The sequence below is a fragment of the Novosphingopyxis sp. YJ-S2-01 genome, from assembly GCF_016093175.1.
GTDB classification, from domain to species: domain Bacteria; phylum Pseudomonadota; class Alphaproteobacteria; order Sphingomonadales; family Sphingomonadaceae; genus Novosphingopyxis; species Novosphingopyxis iocasae.
The window spans coordinates 2,540,361-2,556,800 of record NZ_JAEDAI010000001.1 but is presented as its reverse complement, the minus strand read 5'-3'; the positions used below and the strand labels follow the sequence as shown (position 1 = coordinate 2,556,800).

Below are 16,440 nucleotides of genomic sequence, written 5' to 3'. Positions count from 1 at the left end.
GGGTGATTGTTGAGCCAGGGTGGATATGTACTGATTGCGGATGATCATCCGTTAACGCGAGAAGGCCTTGCGCTAGCGGCGAGGGCTGCGATGCCGGGCGTCGCGCCTATCTCTGCCGGAACTGTGGAACAGGCTGAGCAAGCGCTGGCATCGCGCCGCGCCGTTCGACTGATTTTGCTGGATTTCGTGTTGCCGGATTCGAACGGCTATTCGGGCTTCATGCGCCTTCAGATGGCAAGCCGGTCCAGCCGCATCGTCATTGTTTCCGGGCGGGAAGAGGTTGGCTTGATCGAGGCGGCCCGCGCTCTGGGGGCTGCCGGCTTCATTTTTAAGAGTGATCCGCTGGACAATATTGCCGAGAAGGTACGCAGGATCGATGCAGGCGCCAGTATCTTTCCTTCTGAAGGCAGTCCGGACCCTGTGATCCAAGCTGCGCGCCAGAAGATCGCGAACCTTTCCCCAAGCCAGTTGAAGGTGCTCGTGGCGTTGGCGGATGGCCGGCTCAACAAGCAGATCGCCGCCGATTTGGATATAACGGAGGCGACGGTGAAGGCGCATCTGACCGCCATTTTCCGCAAATTGGGCGTCACAAATCGAACGCAGGCACTTCTGGCGGTGCAGCCGTTGATCGGAAATGGTGGTCTGACGCTTCAATGAAGACCCGCGCTGCGAAAACCGTAGCAGGGCGGCCGTCTTGGCGCGTCTTCGCCGCCATCGCAGTTGGCGTGCCCTTGCTGATGGCGCTTTTGTTTTTTTGGCTCAGTCATGAATATCGACGGTCCGAACATCTGCGGAGTGAAGAGCGAACCTCCTATGACCGGCGGATGGAGGTGGTCTCCTTGCTTGGCCACTTGGCCCATGCCGAAACGGCGCAGCGAGGCTATTTGCTCACCGGGAAACAGGATTATCTGCGACCCTATTATCCGGCTCGCGCCCAAGCCCGCAGATCGATGGCTTCGCTTGCAAACTCCTCGCGAGAGCGCGGACGAGACGCCGAGAATATCGAGCTGCAGACTTTAGCTGCTGCGAAGTTCATGGAGATGGAGCGCGTTATCGCTCTTCGGGAACAAGGGCGGGCGGCGGAAGCCTATGCCGTTGTTGAACAGGGCCAAGGCAAAAGGGTGATGGACCGCTTACGACGTATCGCCGACCGGATGTTGGTCCGAGAAAGCCGGACGTTGGATGGCCGCCGTACGGCATTTTACGAACAGCGAACCCGTATGCGGACGCTCATCGTGACCGCGATGAGCGTGCTGATTTTGTCGCTTTTCGTCGGATTGACACTTCTGTGGCGTACGCGCTGTGATCGCTTCGAGGCGCGCGCAGCCGCAGATGGCGCGGACGAGCGTAACCGCGCGATTTTGGATAGCACGGTCGACGGGCTTCTGATCCTGAATGCCAGCGGTACGATCGAGAGCGCAAATCCTGCGGCCCGTGCGCTTTTGAAGCTTTCGGACGAGACGTTAGTAAGGCGCGATATCTGCACGTTTGTGGACATTGCACCGGGCCAGGGGAGCTTTTCCGATCGTATCGGTTTGGTCGATGGCGCCCTTACACGCACTTTCTTTCCCGATCGTTTGGCGACAACCGACGGCGGCGAGACAGTGCCGGTCGACATTACCGTGGGACTGATGTCCATACCGGGCGGGCCGAATTTCGTTATGGCGCTGCACGATATTACAGAGCGCAAGCGCGCCGAACGGTCGAAAGACGATCTTATATCGACCGTCAGTCATGAATTGCGTACGCCGCTGACGTCCATAATCGGCGCGCTCGGTCTTATAAGAGCACGAGAGGGCAGCGATCTACCTGAACGCGACCGCCGCTTGATCGATATCGCCGAGAGTAACTCGCGGCGTCTTATTCGTCTGATCAACGACATATTGGATGTCGACCGGATCGAGAGCGGCAGGCTTGCTCTGGAAATCGCACCTGCCGATCTTGCGGAACTTGCTCAGGAAGCTGGTGTACAGGCGCAAGGGATTGCTGACGCGGCATCGGTTTCGGTCGAATGGAAGCACTCCGGACCAGTGCCTGTCGAATGCGACACGGGGCGCGTGCTACAGGTGGCGGGCAATCTGTTGTCCAATGCCATCCGCGTAACGCCTGCCGGATCGACGGTGGGGATTTCGGCCAGTATTATAGACGGCCGCGCGGTAATGCGGATCGACGATGAAGGGCCGGGCGTCCCTGCGGAATTCCGTCATCGCATCTTCGGCCGGTTCGAACGCGCTCACCTTAACGAAAATGGTGGCACCGGCCTGGGTCTCGCCATCTCGCGCGAGATTGTGGAGCGGCACGGCGGCCGCATCTGGTTCGAGGACCGGCCGGACGGTGGGAGCCGCTTCGCCTTCACCCTTCCGCTTCGGTTGCCTGACCGGCCAAGCCCCCGCATTTTAGTCGCCGCGGCCGATGACCGGCTCGCGGGCGGACTGGCAATGCAACTGAACGACGCCGGTTTCGCGCACGATCGCGTCCTGAGTGCGCAGGAAGCTTTGTCCGCCATCGAGCAGCTATCATACGAAGCGATCCTGGTTGGTGTCGGTGTGCCGGAATCGGGTGGGCTGGCGTTCGTGCGGAAGCTGACCGATAGTCTTGGATCGGAGCGTCCACCAGTGCTTGTCGTAGCTATGGACGGTGAGCAGGGGATCGCGACCGGTGCGGACGTCATTGATTATGTTCTGCGTCCCGCGGAAGCTGATCGTCTGCGCTCTGCGTTGCGGCGTGCAATCGATGGCAATCGAAAAGCACGCCCGGTGGTTCTGCATCTCGACGACGATTATGATTTGCTGACGCTGGCGGCTGAAGCGCTGGGAAATGATCTAGAGCTAGTCCGGGTCTCGACGCTTCCCGCGGCGCGGGAGGCGATTATCGCCAGAAGGCCCGATGTGGCTGTACTCGATCTAAATCTTGCCGGCGAAAGCGGCTTGGATCTTTTGCCATTCATGATCGATCAGGATGGAATTGCCATTCCGACGATCATCTATTCTGCGCATGATGTTTCGCCTGAACAGGCCCGGCGCGTCGATGCTGTTCTTATCAAGACGCGCAATGCGCTGCCCGATCTCGGTAGCACGATCCGCCGCGTTCTCGAGCGTCGCGAGGCTGCGTTGTGACCAAGCCACTGCACCTACTCTATGTCGACGATGATCCCGATATTCGCACTATCATCGGTCTGTCGCTGGAGATGGACCCAGCTATCATCGCTTACCCAGCTGACAGTGGAGAGGAAGCGCTGAATTGGCTTGCGTCCGATCCCACCACCGATGCGATCATGATAGATATCATGATGCCGACTATGGACGGTATGCAGCTGCTTAGCGCGATCCGTGAACGGGAGGCATATCGGCATACACCGGTGATCGTCATGACGGCGAAGGGGCGTTCTGCCGAGGCCGATGCCTATCGGCGGGCGGGCGCTTCGGGCGTAATCATCAAGCCGTTCGATCCCCTTCGCTTGGCCAACGAAGTCCGCGCCATTCTAGACGACCCAAATCGTCCTTGATGGAAGCGCATTAGACATTGGTCGCAATCGCTTAGGGTGAGCCCGGCGAGGCAGGATTTTGTTAAACAGGCGGAGAGCAGGTGGACCCACTGATGAAACGGGGGGATCGATGCTCGCCAAATTACTTGAAGATCATGAACGGATTGCGCAGCTTGCGGCCGAACTGAGCGATTTTATTGCGGAGGACGCGCCGCCCGTTACCGCGCGGTTTGCGCAGGTTCGATGGAATCTTGCTCGCGAACTTTCCACGCATCTTGCTGTTGAAACACAGATCCTGAAGGAAGCGCTCCGACAGAAAATCCTGCTGGAAAGCCATGCCAACAGTCTTGATCTCACGCTGGGCGAGGACTTGCGCCAGCATATTGTACGCTGGCCGGACCCGGAACTGCGCGACGACTGGTTCGCCTATCGACAGGATTTGAAGGCGCTATTGACCCGCCTTCAACGCAGGGTGGAGCGTGAGGAGACACGCATTTATCCCGCTATTTTCGGTTCATCGCGGCAAAGTCGCTTGGGGCGAATGGGGCAGGGGAGGATCGCCTTTGCGACAGGGGCGGAGCATTTCGCGATCTCGCCCCAATAGAGAGCTTACCAGACTGAACCGCCCCGGGCTTGCCGGAGGCCCCAACTTCTGGGAGGAAGGGGCCCCGGTGAGCAGGAAGACGAACAAGTATGCACCGGAAGTCCACGAGCGCGCGGTTCGGCTGGTGCTGGAGAATCAGGGCAGGCATGGTTCGCGACGGGCCGCGGTTGTGTCGATCGCTGCGAAGATCGGCTGCTCGGCCAAGACGCTGAACGAGTGGCTGAAGAAGGCCAAAGCCGATAGCGGCAGTCGCGCCTTTGTGCCCAGTGAGGTGGCCGAGAAGCTCAAGGTGCCGAAGCGCGAGAACCGCGAGGGGTTCGGTGTTGCTCGCTGCACGGTGGAACGGCTGATACGCGATCTCGGCCTGCAAGGCGTGGTCCGCGGCAAGCCGGTGAAGACGACGATCGCCGACAAGGCGGCACCCTGTCCGCTCGATCAGGTCAATCGGCAGTTGCGCCGACGCCGAACATGCTGTGGGTGCTGGACTTTACCTACGTCGCGACCTGGGCGGGCTTCGTCTATGTCGCGTGCGTGATCGATGTTTATGCCCGCACCATTGTGGGGTGGCGGGTCAGCCGAACGGCGCATGCCGGGTTCGTTCTCGATGCGCTCGAACAGGCGATCCACGAACGCCGACCAGTCCATCGAGGCGGGCTTGTCCACTCCAGCGATCGTGGCAGGCAATACGTCTCGATTGAATAAACCGAACGCCTGGCGTAAGCCGGGATCGAGCCTTCAGTCGGCAGTGTCGGCGACAGTTATGATAACGCTTTGGCCGAGACCATCAATGGGCTCTACAAGGCGGAGGTCATCCATCGGCCTGGGCCATGGCGGTCGTACGAAGCGGTCGAGCGTAAGACGCAGTTCGTTGTCGAAGAGTTGCTGAGTCTGCTCCTGGTTGATTACCGTTCCTGCTTCGATCATTGTCGTGACCACGCCTTTCAGCTCCTCGAAGCGACCGACCATCGAATTTGAGCGCAGCCTGGCGTCCTTCGCGCTGCAGGTAGCAAGCGGAATGACAGCGACGTAATCGCCAACATTTTGCCAACGCGCCTTGCGCCTGAAATAGTAGCGGCCCTTGCGACGCGAGGTGTAGGGGATCTTGGACATGAGCAGGGCCTCCAGCTGAGAGCGGGAACACTCATGTGTCACATGGGTGTTCTCTCAGGTTGAAAGCGATTTTGTTTTAAGGGCTTAGAAGAGAAATGGTGCCGGTTGCAGGATTCGAACCCGCGACCTTCGGTTTACAAAACCGCTGCTCTACCAACTGAGCTAAACCGGCCCTTGCCTGTGCAAGACTGCCAGATGGGCTGTGCACGCGATTAGGGCAGGGGGCGGGCGCTCGACAAGGGTTTTGTGCGCTTATCGAATGCCGAAGGTCCAGCCTTCCAGCTGCGCGACCCGCGCGCTCATTCCCTGCGGGCTCCACAGGCCCTGCATTTGTACCGCTTCGCGCAGCCAGGCGGCGGTGATCAGCGCGTCGGTGGCGTGATCGTCATAGCGGGCGAGCGGCGGGCAATCCGGGGAGCCGAGCGCCGTCAGCGCCATGCGTAAACCCCCGGCGTCGCGCACCTTGCTGCGGCCCTTGCCCAAGCCCGCGGCGCGCGCGGCGAGGCTGGTGTAGATTTCGATAAGCAGTGGCCCCTCGTCCGGCACCGGATCGCACGGCCAGAAGGGGATCGCGCCGTCCAGGGCGTGCAACATGCGCATGCCGGTGAGCGAGCTTTTGCCCACCTGGCCCGCGCCGACCAGGTTGAAGCAGGACCAGCTGTTGGCCTGGCCGGTAGCGCGTTGATGCCGTTCCACTTCGCGCAGCCGTCCGATGCCGCCGCCGAAGCGATCGCCCTCGCGCCCGCCATGGCGGCGGAAATAACGGCTGGCCTCGGGGTGATCGACGAAGCTGTTGGCGGACATGTGCGGATCGTCAGCTGCAATCCGCTCCACCAGCGCCCAGAGTGCCCGCGGATCGGCGGGGCTTTCGCTCCAGCCGGGAAAGTATGCGCCAGTGTCCAAAAAGGGGAAGGTGGGCGAAAGATCGAGCCCGATGACGATGTCCGCCTTTGCCTTCGCAAGCGAGCGCAGCCAATCGAAAATGCCGCCGCGCGTCCAGCCGCTCTCGGGTTCGATCAGCGCAGGCGGCCCGTCCGCGCGGGCGATGGCCACCGCCAGTCCTTTGGGCCGGGCAACGGCTTGTCCGGACCAGTCGATGCAGGCCGTGGCGGCGAAATGGCGCAAAGCCGGCTCTCTAGCGCGCTGCGGCCACGGCGGCCGCGGTAAAAGCCGCGATGTCGAAGCGCTTTTCGCTGGTGTCATAGCCACGCCGCACGATCACCATGTCGCGCGAGGGGATTATGACGAGATATTGCCCGCGATTGCCCATCGCCGCGAATGCATCGGGGGGCACGCCCTCGCTATGGTTCATCAACCAGAAGGTGGCACCATAGCCGAAGTCGCCCTCCGGCTGCGGACCGCTGGGTCTGCTGACGAATTCAAGCCAGTTCTCGGGCAGTAGCCGTTCGCCGTTCCACATTCCGTCGTTCAGATAGAGCTGTCCGAGCCGCGCCAGATCGCGCGACGTGGTCCAGACCTGGCTGGAGAGGATGAAATTGCCGCGCCAGTCGGTTTCCGCGATGGTTCGCGTCATGCCGAGCTTGCGGAAGAAGGAGAGAGGGTATGCCAGGCGGCTGTCCTCGGGCAGCCGTTCGTACACCGCGCGCCAGGCGTCCAGAATATCGTTGTTGGCGTAGCGGAAGCGGCTGCCGGGCGCGTGGAGCAGCGGCCAGTGCGCGGCGCGCGGAAAGGCCGCGGTGCCACCCATATAGACCGGATCGGTTCGGTTGCCCGCGGTGTCGCTGTAGAGCCCGCTCGCCATACGCATCAGATTGTCGAGCGTGATGGCGCCGCGCGGATCTGCGGGATCGCGCCATTGGGCAAGCAGCGCGGACTGCGAAGGATCGATCGCACCTTCCAGAACCGCATGACCGATCAGCGTGCCACCGATCGATTTTGCGACCGACCAGGTGCGCTGCGATGTGTGTTGGTCGAAGCCGGGTTTATATCGCTCCGCCACGATCCTGCCGCCGCGAAGAACGAGGGCGGCGCTGCTCGCCCCGCCGAAGTCTCCAGCCAGCGCGCGGGCAGCGATGGCCTGCATCGCGGAGTCGGGTTCCGTGGCCCCGGCATCGCCCATCGGCCAAGGCCGCTCGTCGAAGTGATGGAAGGCAATATCCCTCGCCAGTCGCGGCAGCTTGTCGCCATCCGCCGGATCGGCACCGATCGGCATACTGGCGCAGCCGAGCCCGGCGCGCCATTGCGCGGTGCGCGGCGGCATGTCGGTGTCGAACGCCACCCGTATTTGGCCCGCGGTCTCGTCGATCTCGGCCGTCAAGGTTGGGACGATGTCCGCGATCCGTTCGTAAATGCCGGTGAGTTCGTCGGCCTCGATCTGCTTCGCGCTCTTGCCGCCGTTCCACAGGCCGGAGCACAGGAACTGCGCTTTGTACCCCGCCGCAAGTGCACGATCATAGCGCGCATCGTCCGCCGTCTGCTGCGCCTGCGCGGCCCCTGCGAAAAGCAGCGCCCCGGTCAGAGCGAGCGTGCACCGCCAGGCCACCTTAAGCTTGTTCGCGCTCATTCTTCATCCTCTCCCAATAGGCCATGCGCTCGGTCACCTTGCGTTCGAAGCCGCGGTCCGTCGGCGTGTAATAGCGTTCCGGCTCCATCTCTTCGGGCCAGTAATTCGCGCCGGAAAAGCCACCCTCGGCATCATGATCATAGGCATAGCCTTTGCCGTAGCCGAGTTCCTTCATCATCTTGGTGGGCGCGTTGACGATGTTCATCGGCGGCATCAGCGATCCGGTTTGTTTGGCCGATCGCCACGCGGCCTTCTGCGCCTTGTAGGCTGCATTAGATTTGGCCGCGGTGGCGCAATAGAGGCAGGCCTGCGCGATCGCGAGCTCGCCTTCGGGAGAGCCGAGAAACTCATAGGCGTCCTTGGCGGCCAGGCACTGCACCAGCGCCTGCGGATCGGCCAGGCCAATATCCTCGCTGGCGAAACGGGTGATGCGGCGCAGCACGTAAAGCGGCTCCTCGCCCGCCACCAGCATCCGCGCAAGATAATAGAGCGAGGCCTGCGGATCAGACCCGCGCATCGATTTGTGCAGCGCGGAGATGAGGTTGTAGTGCCCCTCACGGTCCTTGTCATACACCGGCACGCGGCGGTGGAGCAGGGCGGCCATCGCGCCGGGCTCCAGCGGCTCCTCGATCCGGCTGTTGTAAAGCGTTTCGGCCTGGTTGAGCAGAAAGCGCCCGTCGCCGTCCGCGCTGGCCACCAACGCCTCGCGCGCATCGTCGGTGAGCGGCAGCGGCTCCCCTTTCTCGGCTTCCGCCCGGTCCAGCAGGACGTTGAGCGCTTCCGGCCCCAGACGGTGAAGCACCAGCACCTGTGCGCGGCTGAGCAATGCGGCATTGAGTTCGAAGCTCGGGTTTTCGGTGGTTGCGCCGACCAACGTCACCACCCCGCGCTCCACAAACGGTAGGAAGCCGTCCTGCTGCGCGCGGTTGAAGCGATGGATTTCGTCTACGAAGAGCAGCGTCTTCTTGCCGGTCTTGGCCATCTGATCGGCCTCGGCGAACGCCTTTTTCAGGTCCGCGACGCCGGAGAAGACTGCGCTGATCGCCTTGTAATGCATGCCCACGCTGCCCGCGAGCAGCTGTGCGATCGTGGTTTTGCCGGTGCCCGGCGGACCCCACAATATCATCGAGCCGAGTTGGCCTGCGCGCACCATCCGCCCGATCGCGCCGTCTGGTCCCGTCAGATGATCCTGACCCACCACCTCTTCCAGCGTCTTCGGGCGCAGCCGATCGGCAAGCGGTGCGTTCTCGCGCGTCTGCTGTTCCTGCGGCTCATCACCGGCGAAAAGATCATCCATGCGCGCCAATCTAGGGCCGGTGTCGGCGGATCGCCAGCCGCGCCGTTCAGCCCTTCGTCGCCATCAGCTCGTGATAAGCGTCCAGTACGGCCTGATTGACGCGCGGCCAGACATGGTCCTGCATCCGTTGATGGCCCAGCTTGCCGAATCGACGGCGCATCGCAGCGTCCCGCGCCAGCCGTTCGATCGCATCGGCATAAGCGGTCACGTCGCGCGGTGGCACGAGGAATCCGGTCTCACCTTCAACCACCAGGTCCATCGCGCCAGTCGCGCGCGCGGCAACCACCGGCACACCGCAGGCCATCGCCTCCGAAGTCACATTGCCGAAGGTTTCGGTCACCGAAGGATTGAAGAATACGTCCATCGACGCCACTGCTCGGCCCAAAGCATCGCCCGACTGGAAGCCGGTGAAAATCGCGTCCGGCACTTGTTCGGCAAACCAGTCACGCGCCGGCCCTTCGCCTACTACGAGCACCTTGTGGGGCACGCCGCGCCGAGTGAGCTCGCGCGCCACTTCGGCAAAGATATCGAGCCCTTTTTCCAGCACCAGCCGGCCCAGAAAGCCGATCGCCGGTACATCGTCTGAGATGCCCAGGCTGCGGCGCCAATCGAGGTCGCGGCGGGCCGGATTGAAGCGATCGTGGTCGACCCCGCGTGACCAGATGCCGATCGGTGTCGTAACGCCCCAGCCAGCGATCAGCTCGGCGATTGAAGGGCCGGGCACCATCACCCGGTCGAACTTGTTGTAGAAGCGCGTCAGCCGCCGGATCAGCCAGGGTTCGATGAAGCCCAGCCCGTAATAGCGCGGATAGGTCTCGAACCTTGTGTGGAGCGAGGCGAGCGTCGGGATGCCGCGTTTGCGCGCCCAGGCGACGGCGGCATGGCCGAGAAATTCGGGCGCGGAGACATGGACGAGGTCGGGCGCGAACGCTTCCAGGTCCTTGCGCGGTGTCTTGGGCAGACCGAGGGCAATCTTGTATTCGCCGCGTCCGCCGGGGACGGGCAGGGCAGGGACGTTCACCAGATCGCCCTCGGGTTCGAAAGCAGGTGTGTTGGTGGTCGGCGAATAGATGCGCACGTCCACCCCAGAGTCGATGAGGTGGCGGACCAGCTTGTTCAGCGCTTGGTTGGCGCCATCGCGGACATAGTTGTAGTTGCCGCTGAACAGGGCAACGCGAAGCTGATCCTTTTCCATATGCGCGAGCTTTGAGCATTGAGGGCCGCATTTGCCAACTGGAACTTTGCGGAGGCCGGGGCGCTTCACCCCCCGATCATCGAAAGGAAAACCCCATGTCCAACAGCAACAGCTTTCAGACCAACCAATATGTTGAATGGGACTGGGGCAATGGCACGGCCAAAGGCCAGATCGAGGAGCGCTTCGAAAAGGAAGTGACCCGCACGATCGACGGCTCGGAAATCACGCGCAAGGGCGATGAAGATAATCCGGCTTATCTGATCAAACAGGAAGATGGTGATAAGGTACTAAAACTCGGCTCGGAATTACGCGCCGCCAAAGACTGAGCGTTTGAGGGGAGGGGAAGAATGCAATCGAAGGTCGAAGGCCTTTTCATCGGCACGCCTAAGCCGTTTCGCGGCGATAGCGCGAGTGCGATCGCGCGCGATCCCGTCGAAGGGCCGGTGGAGTTGGGCTGGACCGGGTTCGAAGGCGACCAAGTGGCCGACCCTGTCCACCATGGCGGCTGGGACAAGGCGGTGCATCTCTACCCGTCCGATCACTACCCCTTCTGGCGCGAGAAACTGCCCGACCATGACCGGCTGGAGCGCTTCGGCGCGTTCGGTGAGAACATCACCGCGTCCGGTTTTACCGAGGACGAAGTGAAAATCGGCGATCGCTTCCGGATGGGAGATGCGCTCGTGGAAATCAGCCATGGTCGTCAGCCTTGCTGGAAGCTGGACCATCATTTCGGCCGGCCGGATATGATGGCGACCATCGTCAACACCGGCCGCTGCGGCCTTTATCTGCGGGTGATCGAACAGGGCGCGGTGGCGGCGGGTGATGCAATCGAGCGCACCGAACGACCCGATCATGACTGGACCGTTGCGCGCGCTTTTGCGCTCCTGATCCAGCCCGGCAAACGCGATCCCGGCGCGCTTAAGGATCTCGCACAGCTGGAAACGCTAGCCGAAGCCTGGCGTCAACGCGCTCGAGGTTTGGCGGGAGGGTAAGTCTGGCGCCAGGGTTAGACCTCTCCGCGCAGGCGGAGAGGCACATTTACGCTTCGGGATCGTCCTCGATCACCGGCTTGTGCAGCCGCAGCCTCGTCACGCGCTTTTCATCGCCATCGAGGATTTCGAGTTTCCAGCCGCTGGGATGCTCCAGAATTTCGCCGGCTTCCGGCACCCTGCCGGCCAGCACGAAGGCGAGGCCGCCCAGCGTATCGACATCCTCCGGGACATCGGCCAGTTCGGGCGCGACTTCCTTGCCCAGATCTTCCAGTTCGATGCGGGCGTCGGCTTCCCACATTCCGCCGTCCAGCTCGGTCAGTTGCGGCTCGGGCTCGTCATCATGCTCGTCCTCGATTTCGCCGACGATTTCCTCGACCAGATCCTCGATCGTGACGATGCCCTCGGTGCCTGAATATTCGTCCAGCACAATGGCGAGATGGGTCCGCGTGGCACGCATTTCGGCCAGCAGATCGAGCACGCCCATCGATTCGGGCACGAAGCGCGGCTGGCGAATCAGCCCGCCGATGCCCTGCGGATTGGGCTTCTCGCTGGCCAGAATCGCGAACGCATCGCGAATGTGGATCATACCAATGATATCATCGAGATTGTCGCGATAGACCGGCAGGCGGCTATGGCCATGCTCGCAGATCATCGCGACCAGATCGTCGAAGCTCGCATTTTCCTCGATGGCGATGATATCCGCGCGCGGCACGGAGACATCGTCCGCCGTATGCTCGCTGAAATGCAGCAGGTTGCGCAGCATCTCGCGCTCGACGCGGCTAAGGTCGCCGGCATTGGCACCGGTCGGCGCGTCGTCATCGTCCTCATGCTCGTCGATCGCTTCTTCAAGCTGCTCGCGGAGCGAGGGTTCGTGGTCCGATTTGAACAGCAGGGCCTTCAGGCCCTGCCATATTCGTCCGCCGCTTTCGTCGTCGGCGTGATTGGTGCTGTCGTCTGGCATCGCCGGAAGCTGTGCTGCCCCTTCTGTGTTTTCAAGCTGCCCCGGTTCGGGCGTCAGGAATATGGATTGGCAAGGCCGAGCGTGGCAAGTGCTTTCACTTCCAGCTCCTCCATCCGCGCGGCATCGGCTTCGTTCTGATGGTCGTAATCGAGCAGATGAAGGGTGCCGTGCGCAATCAGATGCGTAGCGTGCTGGGCCATCGTGACGCCCTTTTCCTCGGCCTCGCGCGCGCATGTCTCGCGCGCCAGGATGATGTCACCGAGCAGTGCTTCGCCGTCATCGCTGTTTTCGAGCGATTGGAGCAGATCGGGTTGTACCATCGGAAAGCTGAGGACATTGGTGGGCTTGTCCTTGCCGCGATATGTGGCGTTCAGGCCCTGAACCTCGTCATCGTCCGACAGCTTTACCGCCACCTCGACGTCGACCTGCTTGTCGATCAGGTTCGCGAAAGGACTGACGCCTAGCGCCGCACGCACCGCGCGCCGCGCCAGATCGATCCATTCCTGCTCATCGCCCCAGCCAGGGCCCACCCCGGTTTCGACATTAAGCATGACCCGTCCCTTCATAGGCATCCACGATCTTGCCGACCAGCGGGTGGCGGACGACGTCTGCCGAGGTGAAGCGGCTGACCGAGATATTCTCCACGTCCTGAAGGCGGGATACGGCATCGGCAAGGCCGCTCATGCCCTCGCCGGGCAAATCGACCTGTTTGGGGTCGCCGCAGATGACCATGCGGCTGCCCATGCCGAAGCGGGTGAGGAACATCTTCATCTGGGCAGGCGTGGTGTTCTGCGCCTCGTCCAGGATCACGAACGCATCGGCCAGCGTTCGACCGCGCATGAAGGCGAGCGGGGCGATCTCGATCTCGCCGCTGGCGATGCGCCGCTCCACCTGCTCGGCGGGCAGGGTGTCGTACAGCGCGTCGTAGAGCGGGCGGAGATAGGGATCGACCTTCTCCTTCATATCGCCCGGCAGGAAGCCCAATCGCTCGCCCGCCTCGACCGCGGGACGCGAGAGAATGAGACGATCGACCTGTCCGGTGATGAGCATGGCGACCGCCTGTGCCACCGCCAGATAGGTCTTGCCGGTGCCTGCCGGGCCAAGCGCAAAAATGATCTCGTCGCGGGCGAGCGCTTCCATATAAGGCACTTGCCCTGCCGAGCGCGGCACGATGGTTTTCTTGCGCGTGCGGATCATGACGCGCGGAATATCGCGCTCTTCCTTGCGCACGATGCCGTCGAGCGTAGGCTCGTCGGACATGGCGATCGCCGCCTCGACCAGCCCGGTGTCGATTTCCTCACCGCGCATCACGCGGCTGTAAAGCCCGATCAGCACGTCGCGCGCGCGCGCGGCGGCGGCGGCCTCGCCTTCGATCTGTACCTTGTTTCCGCGCGCCGCGATGTAGACGGCGAGGCGATTTTCGATCGCCACCAGATTGCGATCGAATTCTCCGAACAGCGGCACCAGCAGATGCGGCTTGTCGAACTCGATCTCGAGCCGCGTGCGATCGCCAGCCCGTGCCTGCTCCTTACGCGCCATCAGGCAGCTTCTCTCATTACGGCTTCTCCCGCCAAGCTATTGGGGCCTGCTTCCATTAAATCGACCGTCATAAGATCACCGATCGCAGCGTCAGGATGCGATACCACCACCGATTGCAGCCATGGCGATTTGCCGATCAGTTGGCCCGGATGACGGCCCTTGCGTTCCAGAAGGATCTCGCAGCGCCGGCCGACGCTGGCGGCGTTGAATGCCTGCTGATCCTGATTGAGCTGCGCCTGCAGACGCTGGAGCCGCTCGTCCATCACCTCGGGCGCGATCTGATCGTCCATGTCGGCGGCCGGTGTGCCGGGGCGCGGGCTGTATTTGAAGCTGAAGGCCTGGGCGTAACGGGTTGCGCGCACCAGCTCGAGCGTCGCCTCGAAATCTTCCTCGGTCTCCCCAGGGAAGCCGACGATGAAATCGCCGGACAGGGCGATGTCCGGGCGCACCGCGCGCACACGGTCGAGCAGCTTCAGATAGCTGGCGCTCGTATGGCTGCGGTTCATGGCCTTCAGGATGCGGTCGGACCCCGACTGGACGGGCAAGTGCAGGAACGGCATCAACTCGGGCACTTCGCCATGTGCGGCGATCAGCCCTTCGCTCATGTCGTTGGGATGGCTGGTGGTGTAGCGGATGCGGGCAAGGCCCGGGATGTCGGCAAGAGCGCGGATCAGGCCGTCGAGGCCCTGTTGGCGTCCCTTATCATCTTCCGCTTCCCAGGCATTGACGTTCTGGCCAAGCAGCGTGATCTCTTTCGCGCCGCCGTCGACCAGCGCCTTGGCCTCATCGATCAGCGCGCCCCAAGGACGGCTGATTTCGGCGCCGCGGGTGTAGGGGACCACGCAATAGGTGCAGAATTTGTCGCAGCCTTCCTGCACCGTCAGAAAGGCGGTGGGGCGCGGCTGGGTGCCGCGTTTCGGCAGCGCGCCGAATTTGGAGATCGCCGGCATGTCGGTGTCCAGCGCCTTGGCGCCGCCCTGCGCCTCACGCAGCAATTCCGGCAGGCGGTGATAGGCTTGCGGCCCAACCACCACGTCAACAGACGGCGCGCGTTTCGCAATTTCCGCGCCTTCGGCCTGTGCCACGCAGCCGGCCACCGCGATCATCGGTTTCGATCCGTCCTCGCGCCGCAACCGGCCGATTTCGGAATAGACCTTCTCGGCCGCCCGCTCGCGAATATGGCAGGTGTTGAGGATAACGAGATCGGCATCGGCCTTGTCCGTAGCCGTCATGCCTTGTGCTTCCATCAGCTCGGCCATGCGCTCGCCATCATAGACGTTCATCTGGCAGCCGAAGCTTTTGACGTGATAAGTCTTTGTCATAGAGGCGGGGATATAGTGCGGCGGCGCGTCGCAGTCGACCTTTGGAACGATAGCGAGGATCTGACCGCGCTCAATGCGCCGTAAATTCCCGCAAAGGTTTGCCCAGTGCCTCCACCAGGGCCGCCTCGATCCGCGCGCGGCTTTCGGCGGCAATTTTCTTGCGGCCGGGGTAATCATGCGGATCGAACGGATCGAGGAAGTTCACCGTCATCGGGAAACTGCCCTTTCGCGCCAGCAGGCGAATCGCGTTGTCCTTGCCGGTCTCCACGCCGATCCAGCTGATCTCCTCCGACACCGCGCCGTAATCGAGCATCACCGGCTGGACATAGACCCCGGCGGGCGGTGGTTCGAGCACTTTGAGCATGGGGGTCTTGAACGGCTTCAGGCTGTGCCCGTCGGTTGTTGTTCCCTCCGGGAAAACGGTAATTGACCAGTTTTCGGCGATTGTTTCGCGAAGCAGATTGATCTGTTCGGCAACGCCCAAGCGATCTTCGCGGCTGACGAACACCGTGCGGTTCAAGGTGGAGAGCCAGCCGACCACTGGTGCCTCGCGTATCTCCGCCTTGGCAACGAAGGCGGTGCCGCTGGCACCGGCCAGCGCAAGGATATCGATCCAACTGATATGGTTCGAGATGTAAAAGACATCGCGCCGCAGCGGTACGCCGACGGTGCGCACACGCGCCCCGCAGATGCGTGCGGTCGCGCCCAAAAACAGGCGCGGCCAGGGGGAGGAGAGGCGGAAAAGGCGCCAGAGATAGTGGAGCGGAACCGCGATCAGCGCGGCGAAGAACATCGCAATGACGCGGGCCGTCAGGCGAAGCCAACCGGCGATCGTTATCCGCGGCGGGATGCCCCCTGCGGGATCGCCTTTGTCGGGATCGAGCGGGGCGTCGTCAGTCCTTGCGGTCAAGGGCGACGCCATAAAGCTCCATGCGGTGATCGACCAGGCGATAGCCCAGTTTCTCGGCGATCTGCTTTTGCAGCGCTTCCAGCTCGGGATCGACGAACTCGACAACCTTGCCGCTTTCAACGTCGATCAGATGGTCGTGATGCGCTTCCGGGGAAGCTTCGTAACGTGCGCGCCCGTCACCGAAATCGTGGCGATCCAGAATCCCGGCGTCCTCGAACAGGCGCACGGTGCGATAAACGGTGGCGATGGAAATCTTCGGATCGATCTCGGAAGCGCGCTTGTACAGCTCTTCGACGTCCGGATGGTCGTCCGAGTCAGAGATGACGCGGGCGATCGTGCGTCGCTGGTCGGTGATTCGAAGGCCGCGTTCGGCACACAAAGCTTCCAGATCGATCTTGGTGTGCATTTTACTCATCTTGCCAGGAAAGGGGCCGGGTTCAGCGTCAATCTAAGCCCGGCACCCTTGCTGTCAATGGCCGTGGGCGGCGCCCGCAAAGCGCCG

The 16,440-nt window shown here is 62.4% G+C and carries 16 protein-coding genes, 1 tRNA gene and 1 pseudogene; 7 read left to right on the top strand and 11 right to left on the bottom strand.

What is annotated here, in order from left to right; translation table 11 throughout:
* Nucleotides 1-6: 6 nt before the first annotated feature.
* The 5 genes and pseudogenes from I6A82_RS12515 to I6A82_RS12495 form a co-directional block, all read left to right on the top strand.
* A complete protein-coding gene (locus I6A82_RS12515; protein ID WP_332310972.1) occupies nucleotides 7-657 on the top strand; it encodes a response regulator transcription factor in 651 nt (216 codons plus the stop codon).
* Between the two features lie 80 nt (nucleotides 658-737).
* Complete coding sequence (locus I6A82_RS12510; protein ID WP_232343655.1) at nucleotides 738-3,116, top strand: ATP-binding protein; 2,379 nt, start codon at nucleotides 738-740, stop codon at nucleotides 3,114-3,116.
* Nucleotides 3,113-3,505: a response regulator gene (locus tag I6A82_RS12505; RefSeq protein WP_198095142.1), complete on the top strand. Its 393-nt coding sequence runs from the start codon at nucleotides 3,113-3,115 to the stop codon at nucleotides 3,503-3,505. The genes I6A82_RS12510 and I6A82_RS12505 overlap by 4 nt, the downstream gene beginning before the upstream one ends.
* A gap of 109 nt (nucleotides 3,506-3,614) precedes the next feature.
* The gene (locus I6A82_RS12500) at nucleotides 3,615-4,088 is read left to right on the top strand and encodes a hemerythrin domain-containing protein (protein WP_198095141.1); all 474 of its coding nucleotides are present in this window, start codon (nucleotides 3,615-3,617) and stop codon (nucleotides 4,086-4,088) included.
* 67 nt (nucleotides 4,089-4,155) lie between these two features.
* Nucleotides 4,156-4,949: pseudogene (locus tag I6A82_RS12495) on the top strand (IS3 family transposase); the annotation flags it as partial.
* A gap of 345 nt (nucleotides 4,950-5,294) precedes the next feature.
* Here the strand turns inward: I6A82_RS12495 and I6A82_RS12485 are convergent.
* The 5 genes from I6A82_RS12485 to I6A82_RS12465 all read right to left on the bottom strand — a co-directional run bounded on the left by I6A82_RS12485 (nucleotide 5,295) and on the right by I6A82_RS12465 (nucleotide 10,214).
* A tRNA-Thr gene (locus tag I6A82_RS12485) sits at nucleotides 5,295-5,370 on the bottom strand.
* An 80-nt stretch (nucleotides 5,371-5,450) separates the two neighbouring features.
* Nucleotides 5,451-6,323 (bottom strand): hypothetical protein, encoded by an 873-nt coding sequence (locus I6A82_RS12480; RefSeq protein ID WP_198095140.1) that lies wholly within the window; start codon nucleotides 6,321-6,323, stop codon nucleotides 5,451-5,453.
* Between the two features lie 10 nt (nucleotides 6,324-6,333).
* A complete protein-coding gene (locus tag I6A82_RS12475) occupies nucleotides 6,334-7,722 on the bottom strand; it encodes a serine hydrolase domain-containing protein (protein ID WP_198095139.1) in 1,389 nt (462 codons plus the stop codon).
* The gene (locus I6A82_RS12470) at nucleotides 7,703-9,019 is read right to left on the bottom strand and encodes a replication-associated recombination protein A (RefSeq protein ID WP_198095138.1); all 1,317 of its coding nucleotides are present in this window, start codon (nucleotides 9,017-9,019) and stop codon (nucleotides 7,703-7,705) included. Before I6A82_RS12470 ends, I6A82_RS12475 begins: the two co-directional genes overlap by 20 nt.
* 46 nt (nucleotides 9,020-9,065) lie before the next feature.
* Nucleotides 9,066-10,214 (bottom strand): glycosyltransferase family 4 protein, encoded by a 1,149-nt coding sequence (locus I6A82_RS12465; protein ID WP_198095137.1) that lies wholly within the window; start codon nucleotides 10,212-10,214, stop codon nucleotides 9,066-9,068.
* Between the two features lie 95 nt (nucleotides 10,215-10,309).
* On the opposite strand from I6A82_RS12465, the gene I6A82_RS12460 reads away from it, so the two are divergent.
* Together I6A82_RS12460 and I6A82_RS12455 are read left to right on the top strand one after the other, a co-directional pair.
* Nucleotides 10,310-10,540 carry a DUF2945 domain-containing protein gene (locus tag I6A82_RS12460; protein WP_198095136.1) on the top strand — a complete coding sequence of 77 codons (231 nt, stop codon included), beginning with the start codon at nucleotides 10,310-10,312 and terminating at the stop codon, nucleotides 10,538-10,540.
* Nucleotides 10,541-10,561: 21 nt separating this feature from the next.
* Nucleotides 10,562-11,206, top strand: coding sequence for an MOSC domain-containing protein (locus I6A82_RS12455; RefSeq protein WP_198095135.1), 645 nt, complete (start codon nucleotides 10,562-10,564; stop codon nucleotides 11,204-11,206).
* 46 nt (nucleotides 11,207-11,252) lie between these two features.
* Here the strand turns inward: I6A82_RS12455 and I6A82_RS12450 are convergent, their stop codons facing one another.
* The 6 genes from I6A82_RS12450 to I6A82_RS12425 form a co-directional block, all read right to left on the bottom strand.
* Entirely contained in the window at nucleotides 11,253-12,167 is a 915-nt protein-coding gene (locus I6A82_RS12450; RefSeq protein ID WP_187336660.1) for a hemolysin family protein, read from the bottom strand.
* 53 nt (nucleotides 12,168-12,220) lie between these two features.
* On the bottom strand, nucleotides 12,221-12,718 hold the full coding sequence (ybeY, locus tag I6A82_RS12445; RefSeq protein ID WP_198095134.1) for an rRNA maturation RNase YbeY: 498 nt from the start codon (nucleotides 12,716-12,718) through the stop codon (nucleotides 12,221-12,223).
* Nucleotides 12,711-13,706 carry a PhoH family protein gene (locus I6A82_RS12440; RefSeq protein ID WP_198095133.1) on the bottom strand — a complete coding sequence of 332 codons (996 nt, stop codon included), beginning with the start codon at nucleotides 13,704-13,706 and terminating at the stop codon, nucleotides 12,711-12,713. Before I6A82_RS12440 ends, ybeY begins: the two co-directional genes overlap by 8 nt.
* A complete protein-coding gene (miaB, locus tag I6A82_RS12435; RefSeq protein WP_198095132.1) occupies nucleotides 13,706-15,028 on the bottom strand; it encodes a tRNA (N6-isopentenyl adenosine(37)-C2)-methylthiotransferase MiaB in 1,323 nt (440 codons plus the stop codon). The genes I6A82_RS12440 and miaB overlap by 1 nt, the downstream gene beginning before the upstream one ends.
* Before the next feature lie 70 nt (nucleotides 15,029-15,098).
* Complete coding sequence (locus I6A82_RS12430; protein ID WP_442945108.1) at nucleotides 15,099-15,938, bottom strand: lysophospholipid acyltransferase family protein; 840 nt, start codon at nucleotides 15,936-15,938, stop codon at nucleotides 15,099-15,101.
* Nucleotides 15,922-16,344 carry a Fur family transcriptional regulator gene (locus I6A82_RS12425; protein ID WP_187336654.1) on the bottom strand — a complete coding sequence of 141 codons (423 nt, stop codon included), beginning with the start codon at nucleotides 16,342-16,344 and terminating at the stop codon, nucleotides 15,922-15,924. The genes I6A82_RS12430 and I6A82_RS12425 overlap by 17 nt, the downstream gene beginning before the upstream one ends.
* Between the last annotated feature and the right edge of the window lie 96 nt (nucleotides 16,345-16,440).